This window comes from Brevibacillus choshinensis, assembly GCF_016811915.1.
GTDB classification, from domain to species: Bacteria; Bacillota; Bacilli; order Brevibacillales; family Brevibacillaceae; genus Brevibacillus; species Brevibacillus choshinensis_A.
Genome location: NZ_CP069127.1, coordinates 6,125,181 through 6,148,402, shown reverse-complemented (window position 1 = coordinate 6,148,402; position 23,222 = coordinate 6,125,181). Strand labels below are relative to the sequence as shown.

The following is a 23,222-nucleotide window of genomic DNA, read 5'->3' as shown; positions in this document are numbered from 1 at the left end:
GGCATGCTGCGCTAATTGGTTGGCTTACCTTCAGATAGGTTGGCTCGCAGCGGGAATATTAGTTGCAGTCACAACCAACAATCACGAGAAGAATGAAGAGAACCAAGATCAGCGCGAAGTCGTCGAAGCCATTAAAGATACCCACTTGCTAACACCTCCTAACCTAGTTTCAATACTCATGCTATGTAAAAAGCGGAGGGGCGGTATGGGCAGATGTCACGGTTCAAAAGAAAATAAGTTATGCACAGGCTATCCACAGAAATTGTGGACAACTTTATCGACTAGGACAACCGCGTAGAGGGTGAGAGGAAGAAAAGTTATCAACACGGCACTACTTATCCACAACTTTATCCACATTTCTGATTTTTCTCTGGATAAATTGACTGTTGTTAATAAATATTCAAAATATTTTTTATTAATCAGGAGGGATTTTGTATGGAAAAAGATAATTAGAGTATCTAGTATTTGGGAAAGATAGTGAGACGTAGAAAAGGGGCGATTGAGATTTGAAGAAGCGTGCGTTTGCATCCATCACGGCTTTGGCCATTACTTTGACCACCGTAGCAGTGCCCTTTATCCCGTACAGCACTCCTGCCATTGCAGCCGCTGCGGAAAAGGCGCCTGTCTATCAGACACGTGCGGAAATCCCGGATCAGTATAAGTGGAAGCTTGATCACATTTATCCGACCGTTCAGGATTGGGAAAAAGATGTCGCCAAAGTAGAAGAGTTGGCCAAGGCCTTTACCAAGCATCAAGGCAAACTTGGAACTTCCTCTGCTTCCTTGTTGAAAGCGTTTGATGACTACATGAGCATGATGCGCCTCAATGACAAAGCCTACGTGTATGCGAATATGTCACTTGATGTGAACTCCGCGAATTCCGAGCTGCAAAAGCTTGCTGACCGTGCTGAAAAAATGTACACGCTGGTTTCTGAAAAAACGGCATGGGTACAGCCTGAAATCGTAGCGATTCCCGATAATAAAATGAAGCAATTGCTGGCGGACAAGAATCTGGCACCGTACAAGCTGTTTATCGAAGACATGCTGCGTACCAAACCGCACTCGCTCTCTAAAGAGATGGAGGAGCTGCTGGCCAAGTCGGCGCCACTCAGCAATTCGCCTACGAATATATACAGCATGCTGTCCAAAGATGTGAAATTCCCGAAAATCAAAGATGAGACCGGGAAAGAGGTCCAGCTTACCCGGGCAAACTTCGTTTCTTATCTGGAAAGCAAGGACCAGCGCGTGCGAAAAGACGCGTTCAAAGCGTACTACAGCTCGCTGCTTGATTTTCAGGACAGCTTTGCCCAGACCTTGTCTGCAAAAGTAAAAGGAGATAACTTTTACGCGGATGCCCGTCATTACAAGTCCGCACTGGAGTCGAGCCTGACGCCGAACAACATTCCCACAAAGGTTTACGACGAGCTGATCGATACGGTGAATGCCAATCTGCCGCTCATGCATCGCTACATTGCCTTGAAGAAGAAGATGCTCGGTGTGAACGAGCTGCACATGTACGACATTTACGTGCCGATCGTGCCGTCCGACGATAAATACATTTCGTTTGAAGAAGGCAAAAAGATGGTCGCAAATGGGCTTGGGGCCATGGGCGATGATTACGTCAAAGTGCTGTCCGACGGGCTTGAAGGCGGATGGGTGGATGTATACTCGACGGATGACAAACGCACAGGGGCATATCAGTGGGGAGCTTATGATACCCATCCTTACGTGCTTTTGAATCACCAGGGAACCTTGGATGATGTCTTTACCATCGCTCATGAGATGGGACATGCGATGCAATCGTATTACACGAACAAGACCCAGCCGTACGTTTCCTCCAACTATCCGACATTCACCGCAGAGGTAGCGTCCACGATGAACGAGACACTGCTGTTCAAGAGCATGTACGCCCAGGCGAAAACCAAGGCAGAAAAGATGTATCTGCTGAATCATTACCTGGAGAATTTCCGCTCGACCTTGTTCCGCCAGACCCAGTTCGCCGAATTCGAGAAGGCGATCCACGAAAAGGAGCAGGCGGGAGAGTCGCTGAACGCTGAAGCCATCAAGAAGATTTACATCGATCTCAACAAAAAGTACTACGGTAAGGACATGGTATCGGATGATGAGATCGCGATGGAGTGGGCGCGTGTTTCCCATTTCTTCAACTATAAGTACTACGTGTACCAATACTCCACGAGCTTTGCCGCGTCTCAGGCACTCGCAAAGCAAATCCTGGATGAAGGCAAACCAGCTGTCGATCGCATCCGCACCAATTTCCTCGAGGCAGGCAATTCCGCGCCGCCTATCGAGGTGTTGAAGGCAGCCGGCGTGGATATGTCCACCTCCAAGCCAATCGAGCAAGCCATGGAGATTTTTGAGGAAACACTGACAGAGCTGGAGAAACTGGTCAACGAGAAGTAAGCGGACGAAAAGAGGAAAAGCTCCCTTTCTTTGGAGAGAGGGAGCTTTTCCTATGGGAGCGGTACAGTGGGCTTAATAGGCGATGCCAACGCGTGAACGCATATACTGCTCGCTGGCAATCAGGCTGTAGGTAAAGGCTGCTGTATCAGGAACGGAAATTTCTGTTCCATTCTCCGGTAAAAAGTCAGCTTCCACACGGTATGAACCGACCTGCTCGCCATCAGGCAGATAGGTAGGGCAAACGATCGTCCAGTCGAGACCGGACTGTTCGAGCAGCGTGAAGGCTTTGTGGTGTTCCTCTGCGGCTCGTGTCAGCTTTCTTTTGGATTCGCTGGACTGGTAGCGGAGGAGTTCCGGTTCTGCTCTGCTTTGCAGGATCCCTGCTGTTCCGACCGTGATGATGCGTTTGATGCCTTCGTGGTTCATCGCATGAATGATGTGGGGAGTTCCTTCCGACAAAGTCGTGGAGCCGTCTGTCCCCAGTGTGCTAATGACGGCATCGGCGCCCTTGATCGCTTGCAGCACATCAGCTGGGTGCAGAACGTTGCCGGTGAGGACGCGAAGGTTGTCGTCTTGCTTGTGAGCCAGCTTTTCCGGGGAGCGAACCAAGGTGGTGACGTGGTGTCCATCCTGCAGAGCATGGGTGAGAATATGACTGCCCACGCGCCCGGTGGCACCCAGTAGGAGTAATTTCAAAAAAACACCTCATTTCTAAATGACCGAAAGCTCGTCTGCTTCTGCGATCCAGTCTAGCATTTCTTTTTTTGTCCCACCAGTTTGCACTAGGATTCAAGTAGGAAGTTGCCACAAGGATGCAATTGTATTCTTATATCCAAATCTATATACTTAAAAGGATGTCAGGATGATGATGAGGAGTGTATATAGATGGGTGCATCATGCGGGATTGTAGGTCTTCCTAACGTAGGGAAGTCCACCTTGTTTAACGCCATTACCCAGGCAGGTGCAGAATCGGCTAACTATCCGTTCTGTACGATTGACCCGAATGTAGGGATCGTGGAGGTTCCGGATCCGCGTCTGGCCAAATTGACCGAGATCGTTGTGCCGAACAAAGTGGTTCCGACCGCATTTGAATTCGTGGATATTGCGGGTCTGGTGAAGGGCGCGAGCAAGGGCGAGGGCTTGGGTAACCAATTCCTGGGCCACATTCGCGAAGTGGACGCGATTGCTCACGTGGTTCGCTGCTTCGAAGACGAAAACATTACGCACGTATCGGGTCGTGTCGATCCGCTTTCCGATATCGAGACGATCAATCTGGAGCTGATCTTTGCTGACCTCGACTCCGTTGAGCGACGTATAGACCGCATTGGTCGCAAGGTTAAAGCCGGAGACAAGGAAGCCAAGCAAGAGCTGGATGTGCTGGAGAAGCTGAAGGCTGCTTTTGAAGAGGGCAATTCTGCTCGCAGCGTGGAGCTGGATGACGAGGAGCGCAAATGGATTCGCGATCTGCACCTGCTCACCATCAAGCCGATGCTGTATGTGTGCAACGTAGCAGAAGACGGCATTCTCGATGCTGACACCAATCCGCATGTGCAAACAGTTCGCGAGCACGCTGCAAACGAAGGCGCACAAGTCGTTGTGATCAGCGCTAAAGTAGAAGCGGAAATCGCAGAGCTCGAAGGCGAAGATAAGGACATGTTCCTCGAAGAGCTGGGACTGTCTGAATCCGGTCTGGACCGCTTGATTCGCGCAGCGTACGAGCTGCTCGGTCTGGTCACTTACTTTACAGCTGGCGTGCAAGAAGTTCGCGCATGGACCATTCGCCGCGGTACCAAGGCACCGGGAGCGGCAGGCGTTATTCATACTGATTTCGAGCGCGGCTTTATCCGTGCAGAGGTAATCGCCTACAATGACCTGGTAGATGCTGGTTCGGTCGCTGCTGCTCGTGAGCGCGGGAAGTACCGTCTTGAAGGGAAAGAGTACGTGGTAGCCGATGGAGATGTCATGCATTTCCGATTCAACGTCTAGAACTGAACCTTGCTTCGCGAGATTTGCTTTGCTATAATACGATAATGCGAGTATTTATGGAGTGCATGTCTTATGCGTTTCGTTTCAGCACTCGCTCCTTGCCCTATAAGGGCCGCTAAAGTCCATAAGGAGGTGAAAAGGTATGCGTCAATACGAAGTTATGTATGTATTGCGTCCAGACCTTGAAGAAGAGAAAGTGAAATCCAATGTAGCTCGTTACAGCGAGATCGTAACCAACTACGGCGGCGAAATTTCCAAACTTCAAGAAATGGGCAAGCGTCGTCTTGCTTATGAAATCAATAAGTTCCGTGAAGGTTACTACGTTTTGATGAACTTCAAATCGAATGCCGATGCAGTTGCGGAAGCAGAGCGTCTGATGAAAATCAATGACGACGTAATCCGCTTCATGTTCGTTCGTGATGAGAAGTAATCACTGTCGCGGTCAGAGGGGGAACCAAGATGAATAAAGTCATTCTCATCGGCAACCTGACAAAAGATCCTGAACTTCGTTACACGCCAAATGGCGTTGCCGTTGCTACGTTTACTGTGGCGATCAATCGTCCCCGCACCAACCAAGCGGGCGAGAGAGAAGCCGACTTCATTAATATTGTCGCTTGGCAAAAGCTGGCTGACCTGTGTGCAAGCTATTTGCGCAAGGGCAGACAAGCCGCCATCGAAGGACGCCTTCAAACGCGCTCCTACGACAATAAAGAAGGAAAACGCGTATACGTGACAGAGGTAGTTGCAGAGAACGTTCAATTTTTGGGCGGGCGAGGCAACGAAAACGGAGATAATTCAGGCTACGATCCGGGTCCAGGCTTCGGCGGTGGCAACAAACCATCCGGCGGAGGCCAGAGAAACGACTTTGATCCGTTTGGTGATCCCTTCGCGAGTGCTGGCAAGCCTATCAACATTTCGGATGATGACTTGCCGTTTTAAAGAATCGTATAACTTTCACATTTCCTTAAGAAGGAGGAACTCACATGGCACGCAAAGGACGTCCTAATAAGCGTCGTAAAGTTTGCTTTTTCAAAGTGAACAAAATCAAACACATCGATTATAAAGATGTTGATTTGCTCAAAAAGTTCATCAGCGAGCGCGGTAAAATCCTGCCTCGTCGTGTAACCGGTACTTCCGCTAAGTACCAACGTGCACTGACGATCGCAATCAAACGCGCACGTCAAGTAGCACTTCTGCCTTACACGGCTGAATAATTTACTACAAGCTATAAAAAGGGGGACACAATTGCGTGGCCCTCTTTTTTCCATATCTTCTCGTATCCACAAATGAGGTGCTGACATGCCTTCGAAAACCAAGCAATTGGCCGAAAATGCCGTAATGCTGGGTATCGCACTAGTGTTATTTTTCCTCAGTACATATACGGTGCTGGGTGCGTTAGTCAGTATTTTGGTTCCACTGCCTTTCTTAATCTTGGGGATGAGTAGAACCATGCCAAATATGGTATGGATCTGCCTTGCGTTTACCTTTTTAGGCTGGATCATGACGGGACCGATCACTGCTTTTGTAGCTCTGGAGTTTGCTGTCTGGGGAGCGGTGATGGGGATCTTCTACACCAAAAGGGGGACGGCACTCTCGGGGATTACAGCAGGTGCAGTCGCAGTCTTTTTTGGTTTTGTGCTCATGCTGGCCTTTATGATTTTTGGCATGAAAACGAACTTTGATTCGATGCTGCAGCAGGCAGCGCTATTGAGGCCTTCGTTCATGCCAAAGGAGCAGTACGATCAGTACATGCAGCTGGCCAAGATGCTGCTTCCTGTGAGCTTGGTCATGTTCAGCTTCGGCTCCAGCGCGATTGTCCACTGGTTGGCCAGGCTGATCGGCAAGCGTCTGCGCAGACCGGTGCCCGCGCTGAAGCCGATTCGGGAGTGGGCCTTCCCGCGATCGCTGCTCTACTACTACTTCATCGCCATGATTGGCATGCTGGTGTTTGGGTCAAGCATTCAAGGTACGTTCTGGGAAAGCGCCGTATTGAATGTAAAAGTGATGCTGGATGCCGTATTTACTTTGCAAGGCCTTAGCTTTTGCCTGTTCGCTGCCTATCTGTACGGCTGGAAGAGATTAACTCCAGTGCTTATTGTCTGTCTATTTATTTTTCCCTTTCTAACCACTATACTGAGTCTAGTAGGTATCTTTGATTTGGGAATTCGACTGCGTGAAAAACTGGAAACAAGAGTGAAGAGGGGCTGAGGAAATGCCCAAATTCCTGTTAAAGCGTTGGTACGGGATGCATATGGTCCTGGCACTCAGCTTTAGCTTGCTGTTGTTGGGGATTTTGACCCTGCACCATTGGATGTACGGGGCGATCGGCATGATCTGCTTGATTGGCCTGGTTCTTTATGCCCTCCAGGCTGAGAAGGGGTTCCAGCGCGATTTGCGTCTTTATCTGGCTACCGTCACACATCGTGTGAAGAAGGCAGGCGAAGGTGTGATTCAGGAGCTGCCGATCGGGATCCTTTTATACAACGAGGAAAAGGCAATTGAGTGGGTAAACCCGTTCATGACACACATGTCCGGGGATGAGCTTTTGATCGGTAAAAACCTGCAGGAAGTTTTTCCTGGACTGAACGGAAAGCTCGAGCAAAAACGGCTGGAATTTACCTACAACGAGCGGGTGTACGAGGTGCTGGTCCGTTCTGAGGAGCGATTGCTGTATTTCACAGACATCACGGAACACAAGGAACTGACCGCCAAATACCATCGCGAAAAGGCTGCGCTCGCCATCATCCATCTCGACAATTTGGATGAGATCGGACAAGTGATGGATGACCAGAGTCGGACATTGCTTTCGACGAGCGTCGCAGGTGTGATCACCGAGTGGGCAACCAAACATGGCATATATCTTCGCCGCACCACGGCTGACAAATTTTTGGCACTGATGGAACGGGAAGCACTTGATAAATTAGAAGAATCGCGTTTTGACATTTTGGATGTGGTGCGTGAAATGACGGCCGACAACAAGATTCCGATTACCTTGAGTATTGGGGTTGGGGCAGCGGCCAGCACTTACATCGAATTGGGACAAATGGCGCAATCCAGCTTGGACATCGCATTGGGACGCGGAGGCGACCAGTGTGCCGTCAAGGTGGGCAATAAACTCACTTTCTACGGCGGAAAATCCAATGCCGTGGAGAAGCGGACTCGCGTGCGGGCTCGTGTCATTGCACACGCTCTGCGTGACCTGATTCATGAAGCAGAGCATGTCATTGTCATGGGTCACAAGCAGCCAGATATGGACTCCATCGGTGCTTCACTCGGAGTATTGAAGGCCGTGCAGGTGCACAAAAAGGCTGCGTACATCGTCATGGACGAAGGAAACAATTCGGTCGAGCGGCTGATGCGGGAGATTTACGCCAACGAGGAGCTGGCGGAGAGCTTCGTAACACCGGAACAAGCGATTCGTTTGGTGACGGGACGTACATTGCTCGTCGTTGTCGATACCCATCGTCCATCTTTGGTCATTGAGCCCAAACTCCTGGGTGAAACGAGCCGTGTCGTCGTCATCGACCACCATCGTCGCTCCGAGGAATTTATCGAACCTGTCCTGTTGTATTTGGAGCCGTACGCTTCCTCTACATCCGAGCTGGTCACCGAGCTCTTGCAGTACCAAAGCGAGCGCTTGAACATTGACAGCCTGATTGCGACAGCACTGCTCGCAGGGATTGTCGTCGACACCAAAAGCTTTGCGTTCCGCACCGGTTCGCGTACCTTTGAGGCAGCATCCTTCCTGCGCCGCAATGGTGCCGATACGGCCGCGGTCCAACGCTTGCTGAAGGAAGATGTAAATCAGTACGTCAAACGGGCGAGAATCATCATGAACACCGAGACGTATCGGGACAATATGGCGATCGCCACAGGTGATCCGGCAGAAGAATACACGCAAGTCCAGGTGGCGCAGGCAGCGGAACAGCTGCTCACCTTATCTGGCATCCAGGCTTCGTTTGTAGTCGCACAGCGAGCGGACGGTGTCATCTTGATTAGTGGACGCTCCCTAGGCGATATCAACGTCCAGTCCGTCATGGAGCTTTTGGGCGGCGGCGGTCACTTGACCGGGGCAGCGACACAAATCGAGGGTATTACCATCAAAGAAGCAGTGAAACGCTTGAAAGAAGCGATCGATTCGGTCATATAGGCCAATAGAAGAAGGGGGAAACGATGATGAAAGTCATTTTTCTTCAAGATGTAAAAGGCCAAGGAAAAAAAGGCGAAGTAAAGGATCTGTCTGAAGGTTATGTACGCAACTTCCTGCTGCCACGCGGATTGGCGAAGGAAGCGACAGACAGCAATGTGAAGACGTTGGATGCACAAAAGCGCAGCGAAGAGAAGCGCAAAGAGCAGGAGAAGCAGGAGGCTGTCGAGTTGGGTGAAAAACTCAGCGAGCTGACTGTCAAGGTAAAAGGGAAAGCAGGCGAAGGTGGTCGTCTGTTTGGAGCGATTTCCAGCAAGCAAGTCGCACAGGCACTGGAAGAACAGTTCAATATCAAAGTTGATAAGCGAAAACTTGAAATGGATGCGATCCGCGCACTGGGTGTAACCCAAATCAAAGTGAAATTGCACAACGAAGTAACGACAACCCTAAAAGTTCACGTGGTGGAAGAATAATGACAGACATCTGGAGGGTGTGACGTGAGCGACCTGTTTTTAGATCGTGTGCCGCCGCAGAACAAGGAAGCGGAACAGTCGGTACTGGGTGCCGTGTTCTTGTCCAAGGATGCTCTCATCACGGCCATCGAGCTTCTCCGTCCGGAGGATTTCTATAAGACAGCGCATCAGCGCATCTTTCAAACGATGGTGGACCTGTATGAAAAAGGAGAGCCTGTCGATCTGGTCACAGTGACGGCTGAACTGCAGGACCACAAGCTGCTCGATGAGATTGGCGGCGTTACCTATCTGACGGAGATCGCGAGCTCTGTTCCGACAGCAGCGAACATCGAGTACTACGCGAAGATCGTGGAAGAAAAATCGCTTTTGAGGCGATTAATTCATACAGCAACCAAGATTGCCAATGACGGCTATTCACGTGAGGATGAGGTCACAGCCATCATCGCAGACGCCGAGAAGTACATCATGGAGATCGGGCAGAATCGCAACAGCGGAGGATTTACTCCGATCCGGGATGCGCTGATGGCGACCTATGAACGCATCGAGTTCTTGAGCCAGCGTAAAGGAGATATTACCGGGATTTCTACCGGATATACCGATCTGGACAAGATGACGGCAGGCTTGCAGCGAAGCGACTTGATCATCCTCGCTGCCCGTCCTTCCGTAGGGAAAACGGCATTCGCATTGAATCTGGCACAGAATGTAGCGGCACGAGCGGGAGAGACCGTCGCCATCTTTTCTCTGGAGATGGGGGCCACCCAGCTCGTTCAGCGTATGATTTGTGCCGAGGGAAATCTGGATGCCTCTCGGATGCGTTCGGGGGCACTGGAGGAAGATGACTGGCAGAAGCTGACGATGGCGATCGGGACGCTCGCAAAGGCGCCGATTTACATCGATGATACGCCTGGGGTAACAGTCATGGATATCCGGGCCAAATGTCGCCGTCTGCAAGCGGAAAAAGGCCTGGGCCTGATCCTCATTGACTACTTGCAGCTGATTCATGGTCGAGGCAAAGGAGACAACCGTCAGCAGGAAGTATCGGAAATCTCCCGTACCTTGAAAGGGATTGCCCGTGAGCTGAACGTGCCGGTAATCGCACTGTCGCAGCTCAGCCGTGGTGTAGAGCAGCGTCAGGACAAGCGTCCGATGATGTCCGATATCCGTGAATCCGGTTCCATCGAGCAGGACGCGGACATCGTAGCGTTCCTCTACCGCGATGACTACTACGACAAAGAAACCGAGAATAAAAACGTCATTGAAGTCATTATTGCCAAACAGCGTAATGGCCCTACGGGAACGGTAGAGCTGGCGTTTTTGAAGGAATTCAACAAGTTCGTCAGTCTGGATAATCGCTTTCGGAATCAGGCAGGATAATAGTGTCAGGAAAAGAAAAGTCGGAAAAACTTCCGGCTTTTTTCTATGGGACCATTTTGTAAAAAGCGGGGACAAAAAGGGTCTTGCCAGCGTATGTTAATTACCGAACATATAATCTTTCCACTATTCTAATGTTCGTATTTTCGTTGACATACAGGAAATGGTTTAGTACACTTAGATTGTTTCAGGCCCAAAAGGACATGATGATATCAGGAGGTGTTTTTCGATGTCAACAGTCGTTGTCGTCGGAACCCAGTGGGGCGATGAAGGTAAAGGTAAAATTACAGACTATCTGGCAGAAAGCGCAGAGGTAGTGGCTCGTTACCAGGGTGGTAACAACGCAGGCCATACCATTATTTTTGATGGTAACAAATATAAGCTGCATTTGATTCCATCCGGAATTTTTTATACAGATAAGACCTGCGTTATCGGAAACGGCATGGTTGTCGATCCGAGAGCGTTGATAAAAGAGCTGGAGTACATCCACAGCTTTGGTTTCACTACAAACAACCTGAAAATCAGCGATCGCGCGCATGTGATCCTGCCATACCACATCAAGCTGGATGGCGTAGAGGAAGACAGCCGCGGAGCGAACAAAATCGGTACGACTCGCAAAGGTATCGGTCCTGCTTATATGGATAAAGCTGCTCGCATCGGTATCCGTATCGCTGATCTGCTCGACCCTGAAGAGTTCAAACGCAAGCTGGAGCGCAATCTGGCAGAGAAAAACAATCTGCTGGAGAAAGTGTACAACACAACAGGGTTTGAACTGCAAGAAATCCTGGACGAGTACCTGGCTGTTGCCGAAATTATCCGTCCGTATGTAACAGATACATCCGTTGTCCTCAACGATGCCATCGATCGCGGTAACCGCGTGCTGTTTGAAGGGGCACAAGGCGTACTGCTGGATATCGATCAAGGTACGTATCCTTACGTTACTTCTTCCAACCCGATTGCTGGTGGGGTCACCATCGGTTCCGGTGTAGGTCCAACCAAAATCAATCAAGTCATCGGTGTTGCGAAAGCTTACACCACTCGCGTAGGGGACGGTCCGTTCCTGACTGAGCTGACAGATGCTGTTGGCGACCAAATCCGTGAGGTTGGTGCTGAGTATGGTACGACAACTGGACGTGCACGCCGTGTAGGCTGGTTTGACAGCGTTGTAGTGCGTCACGCTCGTCGCGTCAGCGGTATCACGGGCCTCGCGATCACCAAGCTTGACACATTGACTGGCATCGAGACCCTGCGTATTTGCACCGCGTACAAATACAACGGCGAAATCATTGAATCATTCCCGGCAAACCTCAACCTGCTTGCGAAATGCGAGCCAGTATACGAAGAGCTGCCAGGCTGGACAGAAGATATCACCGGCGTTCGCAATCTGAACGACTTGCCAGAGAACGCTCGTCATTACATCGAGCGCATCACGCAATTGACTGGGATCCCGATGTCGATCTTCTCTGTAGGCCCAGACCGTGAACAAACCGTAGTCGTTCGCGGCATTTACGGATAAGCATTAGTACCAATGTCATAGGAAAAGCTGTCGAATTTTCGACAGCTTTTTTCATTTAACAAACAAATTTTTTTCATAGGGACAGACACGAAACGACAGGTTCTGGGCATAAAGTAAAGCATAGCAAGGAAATGGAGAGGTGATCGTGATGATGGGTTTTGATCAAAAAGCCATAAAGCTGCTGGGGAAAAATGTACAGGTGAAGATGTTCAATGGCGTCGTGATCAAGGGAACCATGACTCATTTCGATAACGGATACCTGTGCTTCATCACCACATACAAGCAGCAGGATGCGGAAAAAACGACGATTCGCCGCTTTCCACTCAAAGACGTAACTTCCATGCTCGAGGTGTGATAATGGAATGAGCAAACAGCAATGAGCCACCTTTCCATTCCGGGACAGGTGGCTATTATTTTGCTAGATCAAACCATTCCGCCGCATGAGGTAACGATCTGAGTCGCTTCGTCCCCACGTTCCTCCGGCACGACTGCGGTCAAGAGGACGCTCCGGTTGAGATTGTCATCCCCGCGATCCGCCATTCCGCTCGCGTCTGGACTTGCAGCAGCCAACACGCTTGCATCGCGTCCATTCGGGAAGTCGCCAGCCAAGGTCATGCTTCCCAGGCTGGGTATCTGTCCTGAGATGGGATTCATGATCGATTCGTTGCCATCGCCGGGGAATTGCCCGACTCTGTCGATCTGTACGATGGAAAAACCGGCTTGCTTGAGAGCCTCTGCAGCCTTGCCTGCCTCTTCTTCCGTATGGAACCCTGCCAGAATGTTGCGCTCTTTCACATAAATCACGCTCCTGATCGTCTAAAAAATTCCAGTTCTATGTACATATGATGACTCTTCGTCAACTTTTTTATTCGACAGCAATTTACACTTGATGTTGTCGTTAAGTATGTGGTAAAGTCGACATAGTTGGTTTCTTTAGGCAATTTGGCAGATTACTGGAAACAAAAATTTGGGCTATATGTCCTAGTCGGTATATTTAAACAATTCAGGTAATACCGAAAGTAAGGCGAGCTTCATATGTTTTCAGGAGGGACAAGTTATGCAATGGTCGGAATGGAAGGCCAAGCTGCAGGAACGGTCAGAGAGAATCGTTCAGAATTGCAGAGAATTGGCGAAGCGTACAGCAGCACAAACAAGTACATACGTTCAAAATCATAAAAAACAAACGATATCAGTCGCAGCTGCATTGGTATTTACCGTGGCAGCTGGAGCATCCGCACAATATTACTACTCGAGCAACGTTTTGTCGGTTTATCACGTGCTTGTGAATGGTCAAGAAATTGGCGTAGTGGACAACCCTTCTGTGGTGAAAGACTGGACAAGCGCCAAGCTGGAAGAGGAAAAGGCGAAGAACGGCTTGTCGCTCACACTCAGCGACTATATCACGTTCCAGGAAGAGAAGAAGTACAAGGCGCCGTTCGATAACGAGGCAGCGCTTCGTGCCCTCTCAGACATCGCTGACATCAAGGTCGAAGCAGTCAAGCTGGTCGTAGATGGAAAAGTGGTCGGGTACGCGGCTGACCAAGCGACTGCTGAGCAAGTGCTTGCTCATGTCAAAGAAAAGTATTCGGGCGTTCCACAGGCAGACAAGAAAGTTGCTGTTGCTGCTGCATCCTTGTCTGCACCTGCCAAGAGCAGCCCAGTCAAAGAAGTTACCTTCAAGGAACAGGTACATACAGAGACCGATTCCGTAACTGCCGCGCAGGTTTTGCCTGCGGACAAGCTAGAGGAACTGCTGGAGAAAGGCACCTTCAAGCAGATGACGCATACCGTTGTCGAAGGTGATTGCATCGGTTGTATTGCCAAAAAGTACGGGATTACCTCGAATGATATTTATGCCAACAATCCAGGCGTTACAGAAAACTCGCTGCTCCAGCTGGGGCAACAAATCAATGTGACTGCCATCCGTCCTTTCGTGACGGTGCAGGTCAAAGAAGATCTATCGCAAAAGGAAACCATCGCGTATTCCACGCAAATCAACAACAACGAAAAGTTGCCTAAGGGAGAAACCAAGGTCGTCCAGGAAGGTCGGGACGGCAGCAAGATGGTTCATTATGAAGTCATCAAGGAAAATGGACAAGTTGTTGCACGAAACATCATCAAGCAAGACGTGATAGCTCAACCGGTTGCCAAAATCGTGGAGCGAGGAACCAAGGTGATTCCATCTCGTGGGACAGGCCGTCTGAGCTGGCCGGCGGGTGGCTATGTCAGCAGCGGATTCGGAACGCGCTGGGGCCGTATGCACAAAGGGATCGACATCGCAGGTTCTGGTTCCGTTTTGGCTGCCGATAACGGACGTGTCAAATTTGCCGGATGGGATGGCGACTATGGGAAAGCCGTCATTATCGATCACGGGAATGGCATGGAGACTCTGTATGGTCACATGAGCACCATTAGCGTCAAGGTCGGCGATGTGGTTGCTCAAGGGAAGAAAATCGGAATCAAAGGATCCACTGGGGACTCTACTGGCGTTCACCTTCATTTTGAGGTTCATCAAAATGGACGAATCCAGAACCCCATGCGTTTCTTACAATAGATAAGTAATTTTTGGGAATAGGGAAAAAGGGTGTCTCCACGCGAGATTACCCTTTTTTTTGCACTTGTGAATCAGCTGGCGCGAGGGACTGGTTTCCAGAGGGCTTCTTTACAGTCTGGACATGGTGTATTGTAGAGGAATAGACTCTTTGCAAGTGGAATCCTTACGTGAGAAAAGGAGGGTGCGAGATGGCAAAACTCCTAGTTGTAGACGATGAAAAACCAATCGCCGATATTTTGAAGTTTACCTTTGAAAAGGAAGGGTATCAGGTCGTGTGTGCCTATGATGGAGAAGAAGCGCTGGTCGTCGTAAAAAACGAGCGGCCCGACCTGATTTTACTGGACGTCATGCTGCCCGGGCGAGACGGTATGGATGTGTGCCGGGCCGTTCGGCAATCCCATGACGTGCCGATTATTATGCTGACCGCCAAAGACTCCGAGCTGGACAAAGTGCTGGGGCTGGAATTGGGCGCAGACGATTACGTCACCAAGCCTTTCAGTACAAGGGAGCTGGTGGCAAGGGTCAAGGCCCATTTGCGCAGGCATCAGCCAAAGAACGAAGAAAAGGAACAGCAGCATCTGGTGAGAGTCCATGAGCTGGAGATCGACCTGCATTCGTATACCGTAGAGAAAATGGGAGAGCTGCTGGATCTGACCCATCGAGAATTCGAGCTCTTGGTCTACTTGGCTCGTCATCAGGGACAAGTCTTGACCCGTGAGCATTTGCTCCAATCGGTGTGGGGATTTGATTACTTTGGCGATGTGCGCACGGTGGATGTGACGATCCGCCGATTGCGGGAAAAAATCGAGGACGATCCGAGCCAGCCGAAATACATCATTACGCGCCGTGGCTTGGGCTATACGCTGCGCAACCCTGGCATGGGAGGAACGCCTGGATGAGGCGGCTGTTCAAAACGATTCAATGGAAAATGGTCGTTATTTACATGCTGCTGATCTTGCTGGCGATGCAATTCATTGGCGCTTACTTTGCCCGGGAAGTGGAGAGCTATTACATCAACAACTTCTCGGAGGCGTTGAACGGTCAAGCGAGCCTCTTGGCAACCCTCCTGGAGAGTGATTTGCGGCCGAGAGACGGAAAGGAACAAAATTCGGAGCAGAACCGCCAGGACATCGACAACCTGATCAACAACCTGGTCAAAATCAATGGAGCGAACGTGCAGATCATCGATCAGACGGGGACTGTGGTGAGCACCACGGAGGATAAGAGCAGAATTGGTCAGCGGACGTCGCAGCCGGAGGTGACCATCGCCTTGCTGGGAACGCGCAGTGAGTCGATGCGGATAGACCCGCGGACGGGAGCGCGTGTAAAAGTGCTGGTGCTGCCGGTCAAGGGAGATCAGATCGTCTACGGAGCAGTCTACATGGTCGCATCAATGGAAGGGACCTATACGACGATCCGAAAGATGAACGGGATCTTAGGCACGGGGACGATGTTCGCGTTGCTGATTACCGCTGCACTGGGCGTCGTGCTCGCCAGGACCATTACCAAGCCCGTGAAAGAAATGACACGCCAAGCGCGAGCCGTAGCCGACGGGGATTTTAATCGAAATGTGAAAGTTTACAGCGGCGATGAAATCGGACAGCTTGGGATGGCTTTTAACCATATGACCATCCGGCTGCAGGAAGCGATCTTGCAGCAGGAGGAAGAACGGGAAAAGCTCGCCGGCATTTTGAGCAACATGACGGACGGGGTGATTGCAGCCGATCGGAAGGGCAGGATCATTTTGTTCAATCGCGCAGCGGAAGAAATGCTGCAGGTGACGATGGCGGATGTCCTGATCAAGGACCGGACGCTGTACGACTTGTTGAGTTTGCCTCCAGAGGAAGAGATGCCGCTGTACGAACAGGTCGAACCGTTATTCATCGAGATGCTGCTGCCCAACAGGGATGAGGTCATCTTCCGTGTGACGTTTACGCCCCTGCAGCATGACAGCGGCAAAAAGGGCGGTATTATCGCCGTGTTGGCGGATGTGACCGAACAGCAGCGTCTGGAGCAGCAACGCCGGGAGTTCGTGGCGAATGTATCCCATGAGCTTAGGACGCCGCTGACGACCATCAAAAGCTATGTGGAAGCGCTGTTGGACGGTGCCGTAGAGGAACCAGAGCTATCCAATCGCTTTTTGCGCGTGACCATGTCAGAGACCGAACGAATGATTCGATTGGTCAATGACTTGCTGCAGCTTTCCCGATTCGACTCACAAGGCGTGCGCTTGCACTGCAAGGAAGCCGATCTCAATCGATTGCTGCGCTATGCCGCAGATCGCTTTTCCATGTTTGGCGAGCAACAGGACGTACAGCTGACCTTGGAGGTACCCGCCAAGCTGCCGCCAGTCTACATTGATCTGGATGCGATCAATCAGGTGTTGGACAATTTGCTGTCCAATGCGATCAAGTACACGCCCCAAGGGGGGAAGGTGGTTTTGCGTGCCAAGCTCAATAACCATCAAAAGCGGGTTCTCATCTCGATTGAAGATACCGGGATCGGGATTCCCAGCCGTGATCTCAAGCGAATCTTTGAACGCTTTTATCGCGTAGACAAAGCGCGTTCACGCGGACAGGGCGGTACGGGCTTGGGTTGGCCATTGCCCGAGAATTGGTGCAGGCACACGGAGCAGATATCGAGATCACCAGCGAATGGAACATAGGGACAACCGTCACGTTCTGGGTCCCATTTGCCCAAGGGGTAAGACGGCATGAAGCGGTGGTTGGAGCCTGCGAAGACCGTATTGCTCAATTTGCTGGTGCTGGCGAGCTTTTGCTTGACTGCGATGCTGTGGAGCAACCAGCCGAAATTTCAATTTATCGAACCTGCCCAATACACGGAATCAAAGCCCGTCCAGGAAAAACAGCTCGTGCAGCTGGTGACACCGGAATCGGTCGTGTTTCACTATGGTGGGGATCGGCATACGAAAGCGGTGGCGACGGACGGTCCCTATAGCATGGTCGTGAAGGAAATGTCCAAATGGATTTTTCTCGATTTTTCCCCGTACATGCTCTCGAATGATAAGTGGGGGGAAATTGCCCGGGAAAAGATGGGGCTGGAAGTACGTTTCAAAAGCACGGTACCCTTGTCGATCGTCGGGCGTCTGGTGACTTTTCGGGATGAGTACGATACCCGCATAAAAGGAATCGATCGTCTCTGGCTGTATTATGAAGAGGATGAGGATCTCGTCTACGCCTTGTTCCTTTCCGCAGAGGAAGGCCAGATGATGCGCTCGCGGACCTCCATCAGTCCGAAAGACTTGCGGGAATCGTACCTGGCTACTGGGAATCAAATGCCCGAGCAAATCATGAAGGTAATCAAGCCGGAACGGAACTACTCGGCAGTGGAAGGCGCTTTTCCGGTATGGAGCACCTTTTACCTACCGAAAAATCAAATGCGCATGCAGCAATTCCGCTATAGCTATGAAACCATCAGCAACGAACAATTGATCGAAGGCTACTTCCTCGATCCTACCTTGGTGCGGCAGATCATGGAGCGGGACAAGACCGTTATCTTTACGGATGGAAGCCGCTCGATTCAGCTGAGGTCGGAGCAGCAGGCGTTTACCTTTACGGATCCGGCTTATCAGCAGCGCGCCCAGGAGCAGTCTGATGAAGAGAAGGTCCAAGGGGCAGTGAACTTCATCAACAAGCACTTGGGTTGGCTGGACGACTACCATTTTGAGCGAATGAAAAAAAGCTACAACGAGAAAGACTTGATTACGTTCCGTCAGTATCTAGGTTCTTATCCGCTGTTTAGCCAGGGGGATAAACCGATCGATTCGATCCAGATCACCTCTGAGGCTGGACAGGTGGTGACGCTCAGTCGCTCGCTGCTCAGCTTGGACAAGTACATCGGCAATAAGGAATCATATGTCATGTCAGGACCGGAGCTCTATCAATACATTCGCGATAAAAAGCTCGGAAACACAGATCAAATCACGAATGCTTTTCTGGCTTATCAAACCAAGGTAGGCGATAGGTACGTTGACCTGACGCCCATTTGGGTAGTGGTCATGGCCAATCAGGCTGACTTGTACATTTCTGCTGCAGCCAATCAGAGAGGAGGAGGGGCACATGGATTGGAGTAGAACCAAAACCATTCTAATCTGGGCCTTTCTTCTCCTTGATTTGTTCCTCGGGTATCAGGTGTACGTCACGAGAATCAACTTTTGGAACAATCAAGAAGTAGCGCAGGGAGACAAGTGGGATATGGAGCTGTATTTAAAGCAGCAAAATATCGCTCTGGTGACCGAAGTGCCGCAGGAAACACCGGAGATGTCTTACTTGAACGCGGAGTACGTCGGAATCAATCCGCTGAATCTGCAGGAGATATCCGGTCTGACGGCGACGATGGAAAAGATGTCGCTGGCGGCCAAGCTGAACCCGCCTTTGCAAATTCGCGGGCAAATTACGCCAAACGAGCTGCTGAAGCAAATTGGTCCGCGCCTGATGTATGCCGATCATTACACGGCGGATATGTATCAGTCCAACCAAGGAAGACTGCTGTATTGGCAGGTCTATCAAAAGATGCCTGTGTTCGTGGCGCCACTGGAGGTCTATCTGGAGAACGGTTCGATCCTGGGATATCGACAGACGTATTTCCATATGCGCAAGCAAGAGAACGGCCGTCAGGTGATCTCAGGGTATACGGCCTTGCGTTCGCTGGTAGACAAGCAGATCATTGGGCCGGGAGAGCGGATCGAAAGCGTGAGTCTCGGCTACTACGGCTCCTATGATGCGGATATTCAGGCACTCGCTCCCGTGTGGCGTGTCATTCACGACGGCAAACAGCATTTTATCAACGCGTTTACAGGTGCGCTGGAGAGGCCGATGGTGACGCAGCGCTAGCATATATCGAATTCGGAAAAAGACAGACAGCAGGGAACGTAACGGGAAGAGGGATGTTTGGTGAGATTTAGTGTACTGGCAAGCGGAAGCACGGGCAATGCCATCTATGTGGCCACTGACCGTGTCTCTGTGCTGATCGATGTAGGGATAACGGGGAAACAAGCCGAAGCGGCGCTGCAGACCATTGGGGTGAACCCGGGGGATCTTTCTGCCATACTCGTCACGCATGAACACGTCGACCATATCAAAGGGGTCGGTGTGATGGCACGGCGCTACGGACTGCCTATCTATGCGAATGCTAAGACATGGGGCGAGCTGGACAGTCAGATCGGGACGATCAAAGAAGAGCAGCGTCGATTGTTTGCAGTAGGGGAAAAACAGGAACTGGAAGATCTCGGCATCGAATCGTTCGGGATCTCCCATGATGCGGCGGAGCCCATGGGCTTTTGCTTTTACCATGGCTCGAAGAAGCTCAGCGTCGCGACCGATCTCGGCTATGTCAGCGACAAGATCAAGGAGACGATCCGCGGGGCCGATGCGTATGTGTTTGAATCCAATCACGACGTGGAGCTCTTGCGCATGTCGGGGTATCCGTGGAGCATCAAGAAACGGATCCTGAGTGACGTGGGACACTTGTCCAACGAGTCTGCGGGAGAAGCGCTGATTGATTGTCTGGGTGGAGGAGCCGAGCGTGTCTATTTGGCTCACTTGAGCAAGGAAAACAACATGATCGACCTGGCGAGACTGACCGTGAAGGGCATTTTGGAAGAGAAGGGCCTGGTCGTGGGTGACGATGTCCATTTGCGTGATACGTACCCGGATCGCCCGACGAAGCTGGAAGAGCTATAGGAGCGGCTTGATCTGCATCTGACGACTGCTGGCGGCATCGGTCAGCTTGGCATACGTATCGATGTGAAAGGATAGCTGCGTGTCCAGCTCGCTCATTTTGCCGGCGAGCTCATCGCGGGTAAAAAGGCCCTTTGCCACCAGCAGTTCGATCACGGCGTGCAGGACTAGCGTATTTTGATAGTCTACTTCTTGGAGGTCGGCCAGCTTGGCGATCAGATTCACTTCTTTCACGTTCTATCAATCCTTTCGAAAGCTTTTAATCTATCATATCCGCGCCCTCGGTGAAATATTCCGGGGGCTTTTGCGTTTCCACAACCTTTCCTTATTTCTCACGCTATTTTGCCGAAAACGATTCGTATACTAAGGATGTCAAAAGGAAAGCTCGAAATTGAAATCATGAAAGTAAGTTTTCCAAATTGTCCAACCAAAGTATAGGAGTACAGCAATCCTGCTACCCTAGTAATAAGTAAGGAAGGAGAGTGTGAATCATGGGTTTTTATGATGATTTAACTCACGTGGAACGAAAAAATCGACGTGGGTCGGGTGTAGGACGTACAATCATGACGTCTGTCACTTCTGCGGTGATTGGGGGAATGGTCGTACTACTCGCACTGCCGACTCTCTCCAACGCCGGTTACATCAATATGGTGAAGCCAAGCAACACGAATGTGATGAGCAATCCAGCAGCGAATCTGTTTGCGACACCGGTCTCCGTCAAGGTGGACACAGGTACCGTAGACGCCGTCAAGAAAGTGGAAAATGCGGTCGTCGGCGTCATCAACATCGGACGCACCAGAACGAACTGGATGAGTAATAGCTCACAAGATGTCGAGCAGGGCGAAGGTTCGGGCGTCATCTTTGAGAAAAAGGGTGGAAAAGCTCATATCATCACCAACTACCACGTCATCGATCAGGCACAAAAGCTGGAGATCGCTCTTCCTACCGGTGAAAAAGTAGAGGCGAAAATCCTGGGTGCCGATATGTACGCCGACCTGGCTGTATTGGAGATCGATGGAGCAAAGGTGGGTGCCGTAGCTGAATTGGGTGACTCTTCTACCCTGCAGGTGGGCGAACCGGCGATTGCCATCGGGAACCCGCTGGGCATGAAGTTCTCCCGTACCGTTACACAAGGGATCATCAGCTCCCTGGAGCGCTCGATGCCGATGGACTTCAACGAAGATGGTCAGGATGACTGGGAATTGGATGTTCTGCAGACAGATGCCGCGATCAACCCAGGTAACAGCGGTGGCGCATTGGTCAATATCCAAGGACAGGTCATCGGGATCAATACTCTCAAAATCTCCAAAGAAGGTGTCGAGGGCTTGGGCTTTGCCCTCCCGATCAACGATGTGAAGGCCATCGTCGCCGAACTGATGGAGAAAGGCAAACTGGAGCGCTCATACCTGGGTGTCCAACCGTTCGACCTGACGAATGTGCCGCGCTACAACTGGAAGGAAACGCTGAATCTTCCGGATGATGTCCAAGCGGGTGTCGTGATCCAGAACGAGGTAGGCAAGTTCTCGCCGGCTGGTGAAGCAGGTCTGAAACAGTACGACGTCATCGTCAAGCTGGATGGCAAGGATATCAATACAGGTGCCCAGCTGCGCAAATTCCTGACCTTGAACAAAAAGCCTGGTGATTCCGTAGAGGTCACTTACTATCGCGATGGCTTCAAGAAAACAGCCACTGTGAAACTGACCAAGACGCCTGAGTAATCCATAAAATGCGTGCGATATTGTAGCAATCCCTACCCTTTTCGGGCAATTCCGGGATGAAATTTGTCCCGTTTGCATATATGTAGTTCCTAGTTCCCCTCTATCTATTTTTTAATAGATCCCTTCTTGAAAGCGCCGAGAGATCGGCGCTCTTTTTTTGTTTGGGTGGACAACAGTCAACGGGGACGCGCAGAGCGTTGTTGTTATGGCAAGCTCCGCAGGGTTAATCCCTGCTCACAGTAGTAGCGATTCTTGCGCAGGCGATTTGTTTTCTCACGGATGTGGGGTAGAATATAGAGCGATATCAATTCATGGACGGAAAAGAGGCAATGAGATGGACAGAAAGCTGGATCACTTGAAAATCGAGGGCAAGGACGTTGAGCTGCTCCCGGAATTTCCGGTTCGTTTTGCGTGCATTGAGCATTTCGACGAGGAGCTGGACGACTATGTGAATGATTTCGAGGCCGCTCCCGATACGTACCGGGCTGACTTGATCGAAGACGAGAGCATGGACAAGCGCTGCCGGGCATGCGGAGCCCCAGCCAAGATCGCGCTTTTGAAAGAGAAGGGAATGTAGACACGTGCAGATTTCGATCATTACCGTAGGAAAGCTGAAGGAAAAGTACTTACGCGAGGGGATCGAGGAGTACAGCAAGCGCCTCTCCGCTTACTGCAAGCTGCAGGTCGTGGAGGTCAGCGACGAAAAGGCGCCGGAAGAGATGAGCGCAGCGGAGATGGAGCAGGTGAAGCGCAAGGAAGGCGAGCGCATCCTCGCGCAGATCAAGCAGGATCAGTATGTTATCGCATTGGCCATCGACGGGCAGATGTGGTCCTCGGAAAAGCTGTCAGCGGAGATGGACAGGCTGGCGCTGCACGGCAAAAGCCAGGTGGCGTTTGTGATCGGTGGATCGCTGGGGCTGGCAGATGCCGTGCTTAAGCGGGCGGATGTGCTGTTGTCGTTTTCTAAGATGACGTTTCCTCATCAGCTGGTGCGATTGGTGCTGTTGGAGCAGGTTTATCGGGCGTTTCGGATTAGTCGGGGTGAGCCTTATCATAAGTAAGACACCCCCGAGCTGCTTTCTCTCTACCAATCATTTACTTCGGGCTACCGTAATGATTAGGCCCGATAAGTATATAGTGCAAAGCAAGAGGCAACGAGGGCGAAACGGAGCGAAGAAATGAAAATGATCCTCGGAGCAGGTTACAAGAGTCGGGATCTGTACCGTAGTAGGAATATATAAAAGTTGGGACTGCTACATCGCAGTCTCTTTTTTATATGGCTTCCTGATGGCATGCATGGGGGTGTTGATGATCGTTTTGAAGTTTGTCCTTGTCAAT

General features: G+C 50.9%; 23 protein-coding genes and 2 pseudogenes. 21 read left to right on the top strand and 4 right to left on the bottom strand.

What is annotated here, in order from left to right:
* Window positions 1–58 precede the first annotated feature (58 nt).
* On the bottom strand, window positions 59–145 hold the full coding sequence (locus JNE38_RS30385; RefSeq protein ID WP_016739383.1) for a YjcZ family sporulation protein: 87 nt from the start codon (window positions 143–145) through the stop codon (window positions 59–61).
* Window positions 146–506: 361 nt separating this feature from the next.
* On the opposite strand from JNE38_RS30385, the gene pepF reads away from it, so the two are divergent.
* The gene (gene pepF / locus JNE38_RS30380; protein ID WP_203354724.1) at window positions 507–2,420 is read left to right on the top strand and encodes an oligoendopeptidase F; all 1,914 of its coding nucleotides are present in this window, start codon (window positions 507–509) and stop codon (window positions 2,418–2,420) included.
* Window positions 2,421–2,492: 72 nt separating this feature from the next.
* Here pepF and JNE38_RS30375 read toward each other — a convergent pair whose 3' ends face one another.
* A complete protein-coding gene (locus tag JNE38_RS30375; protein WP_203354723.1) occupies window positions 2,493–3,116 on the bottom strand; it encodes an NAD(P)-dependent oxidoreductase in 624 nt (207 codons plus the stop codon).
* A 189-nt stretch (window positions 3,117–3,305) separates the two neighbouring features.
* On the opposite strand from JNE38_RS30375, the gene ychF reads away from it, so the two are divergent.
* From ychF to JNE38_RS30325, 10 genes are all read left to right on the top strand, one after another.
* Window positions 3,306–4,406, top strand: coding sequence for a redox-regulated ATPase YchF (gene ychF, locus JNE38_RS30370; RefSeq protein WP_203354722.1), 1,101 nt, complete (start codon window positions 3,306–3,308; stop codon window positions 4,404–4,406).
* 142 nt (window positions 4,407–4,548) lie between these two features.
* Complete coding sequence (gene rpsF, locus JNE38_RS30365) at window positions 4,549–4,836, top strand: 30S ribosomal protein S6 (protein ID WP_092271171.1); 288 nt, start codon at window positions 4,549–4,551, stop codon at window positions 4,834–4,836.
* A 29-nt stretch (window positions 4,837–4,865) separates the two neighbouring features.
* Window positions 4,866–5,345, top strand: coding sequence for a single-stranded DNA-binding protein (locus tag JNE38_RS30360; RefSeq protein ID WP_092271174.1), 480 nt, complete (start codon window positions 4,866–4,868; stop codon window positions 5,343–5,345).
* Between the two features lie 44 nt (window positions 5,346–5,389).
* Window positions 5,390–5,620 carry a 30S ribosomal protein S18 gene (gene rpsR / locus JNE38_RS30355; protein ID WP_005831740.1) on the top strand — a complete coding sequence of 77 codons (231 nt, stop codon included), beginning with the start codon at window positions 5,390–5,392 and terminating at the stop codon, window positions 5,618–5,620.
* 85 nt (window positions 5,621–5,705) lie between these two features.
* Window positions 5,706–6,614 carry a DUF2232 domain-containing protein gene (locus JNE38_RS30350; protein ID WP_203354721.1) on the top strand — a complete coding sequence of 303 codons (909 nt, stop codon included), beginning with the start codon at window positions 5,706–5,708 and terminating at the stop codon, window positions 6,612–6,614.
* Window positions 6,615–6,618: 4 nt separating this feature from the next.
* On the top strand, window positions 6,619–8,556 hold the full coding sequence (locus JNE38_RS30345; RefSeq protein ID WP_203354720.1) for a DHH family phosphoesterase: 1,938 nt from the start codon (window positions 6,619–6,621) through the stop codon (window positions 8,554–8,556).
* A gap of 26 nt (window positions 8,557–8,582) precedes the next feature.
* Window positions 8,583–9,026 (top strand): 50S ribosomal protein L9, encoded by a 444-nt coding sequence (gene rplI, locus JNE38_RS30340; RefSeq protein ID WP_203357816.1) that lies wholly within the window; start codon window positions 8,583–8,585, stop codon window positions 9,024–9,026.
* Window positions 9,027–9,050: 24 nt separating this feature from the next.
* On the top strand, window positions 9,051–10,400 hold the full coding sequence (gene dnaB, locus JNE38_RS30335; RefSeq protein WP_203354719.1) for a replicative DNA helicase: 1,350 nt from the start codon (window positions 9,051–9,053) through the stop codon (window positions 10,398–10,400).
* A 226-nt stretch (window positions 10,401–10,626) separates the two neighbouring features.
* Window positions 10,627–11,913: an adenylosuccinate synthase gene (locus tag JNE38_RS30330; protein WP_203354718.1), complete on the top strand. Its 1,287-nt coding sequence runs from the start codon at window positions 10,627–10,629 to the stop codon at window positions 11,911–11,913.
* A gap of 151 nt (window positions 11,914–12,064) precedes the next feature.
* Window positions 12,065–12,268 carry a hypothetical protein gene (locus tag JNE38_RS30325; protein WP_203357815.1) on the top strand — a complete coding sequence of 68 codons (204 nt, stop codon included), beginning with the start codon at window positions 12,065–12,067 and terminating at the stop codon, window positions 12,266–12,268.
* 68 nt (window positions 12,269–12,336) lie between these two features.
* Here JNE38_RS30325 and JNE38_RS30320 read toward each other — a convergent pair whose 3' ends face one another.
* Entirely contained in the window at window positions 12,337–12,708 is a 372-nt protein-coding gene (locus tag JNE38_RS30320; protein WP_203354717.1) for a hypothetical protein, read from the bottom strand.
* Window positions 12,709–12,970: 262 nt separating this feature from the next.
* On the opposite strand from JNE38_RS30320, the gene JNE38_RS30315 reads away from it, so the two are divergent.
* The 6 genes and pseudogenes from JNE38_RS30315 (at window position 12,971) to JNE38_RS30290 (ending at window position 20,169) form a co-directional block, all read left to right on the top strand.
* Window positions 12,971–14,467 carry a LysM peptidoglycan-binding domain-containing M23 family metallopeptidase gene (locus JNE38_RS30315; protein WP_203354716.1) on the top strand — a complete coding sequence of 499 codons (1,497 nt, stop codon included), beginning with the start codon at window positions 12,971–12,973 and terminating at the stop codon, window positions 14,465–14,467.
* Between the two features lie 188 nt (window positions 14,468–14,655).
* On the top strand, window positions 14,656–15,366 hold the full coding sequence (yycF, locus tag JNE38_RS30310; protein ID WP_203354715.1) for a response regulator YycF: 711 nt from the start codon (window positions 14,656–14,658) through the stop codon (window positions 15,364–15,366).
* Window positions 15,363–17,170 (top strand): annotated as a pseudogene (gene walK, locus JNE38_RS30305) (cell wall metabolism sensor histidine kinase WalK); the annotation flags it as partial. The gene yycF and the pseudogene walK, both read left to right, overlap by 4 nt.
* Before the next feature lie 10 nt (window positions 17,171–17,180).
* Window positions 17,181–18,560 carry a YycH family regulatory protein gene (locus JNE38_RS30300; protein ID WP_203354714.1) on the top strand — a complete coding sequence of 460 codons (1,380 nt, stop codon included), beginning with the start codon at window positions 17,181–17,183 and terminating at the stop codon, window positions 18,558–18,560.
* The gene (locus JNE38_RS30295) at window positions 18,547–19,320 is read left to right on the top strand and encodes a two-component system regulatory protein YycI (protein ID WP_203354713.1); all 774 of its coding nucleotides are present in this window, start codon (window positions 18,547–18,549) and stop codon (window positions 19,318–19,320) included. The genes JNE38_RS30300 and JNE38_RS30295 overlap by 14 nt, the downstream gene beginning before the upstream one ends.
* Before the next feature lie 60 nt (window positions 19,321–19,380).
* Window positions 19,381–20,169, top strand: a complete 789-nt coding sequence (locus JNE38_RS30290) for an MBL fold metallo-hydrolase (protein WP_203354712.1) — start codon at window positions 19,381–19,383, stop codon at window positions 20,167–20,169.
* Here the strand turns inward: JNE38_RS30290 and JNE38_RS30285 are convergent.
* Entirely contained in the window at window positions 20,164–20,400 is a 237-nt protein-coding gene (locus JNE38_RS30285) for a hypothetical protein (RefSeq protein ID WP_203354711.1), read from the bottom strand. The genes JNE38_RS30290 and JNE38_RS30285 overlap by 6 nt on opposite strands.
* A 257-nt stretch (window positions 20,401–20,657) precedes the next feature.
* Between JNE38_RS30285 and JNE38_RS30280 the strand changes: the two genes are divergently transcribed.
* From JNE38_RS30280 to JNE38_RS31265, 4 genes and pseudogenes are all read left to right on the top strand, one after another.
* Window positions 20,658–21,884, top strand: coding sequence for a S1C family serine protease (locus tag JNE38_RS30280; protein WP_203354710.1), 1,227 nt, complete (start codon window positions 20,658–20,660; stop codon window positions 21,882–21,884).
* A 334-nt stretch (window positions 21,885–22,218) separates the two neighbouring features.
* Window positions 22,219–22,461 (top strand): CxxH/CxxC protein, encoded by a 243-nt coding sequence (locus JNE38_RS30275; RefSeq protein WP_203354709.1) that lies wholly within the window; start codon window positions 22,219–22,221, stop codon window positions 22,459–22,461.
* Window positions 22,462–22,465: 4 nt separating this feature from the next.
* On the top strand, window positions 22,466–22,945 hold the full coding sequence (gene rlmH / locus JNE38_RS30270; RefSeq protein ID WP_203354708.1) for a 23S rRNA (pseudouridine(1915)-N(3))-methyltransferase RlmH: 480 nt from the start codon (window positions 22,466–22,468) through the stop codon (window positions 22,943–22,945).
* A gap of 69 nt (window positions 22,946–23,014) precedes the next feature.
* Window positions 23,015–23,125 (top strand): annotated as a pseudogene (locus JNE38_RS31265) (YdeI/OmpD-associated family protein); the annotation flags it as partial.
* Between the last annotated feature and the right edge of the window lie 97 nt (window positions 23,126–23,222).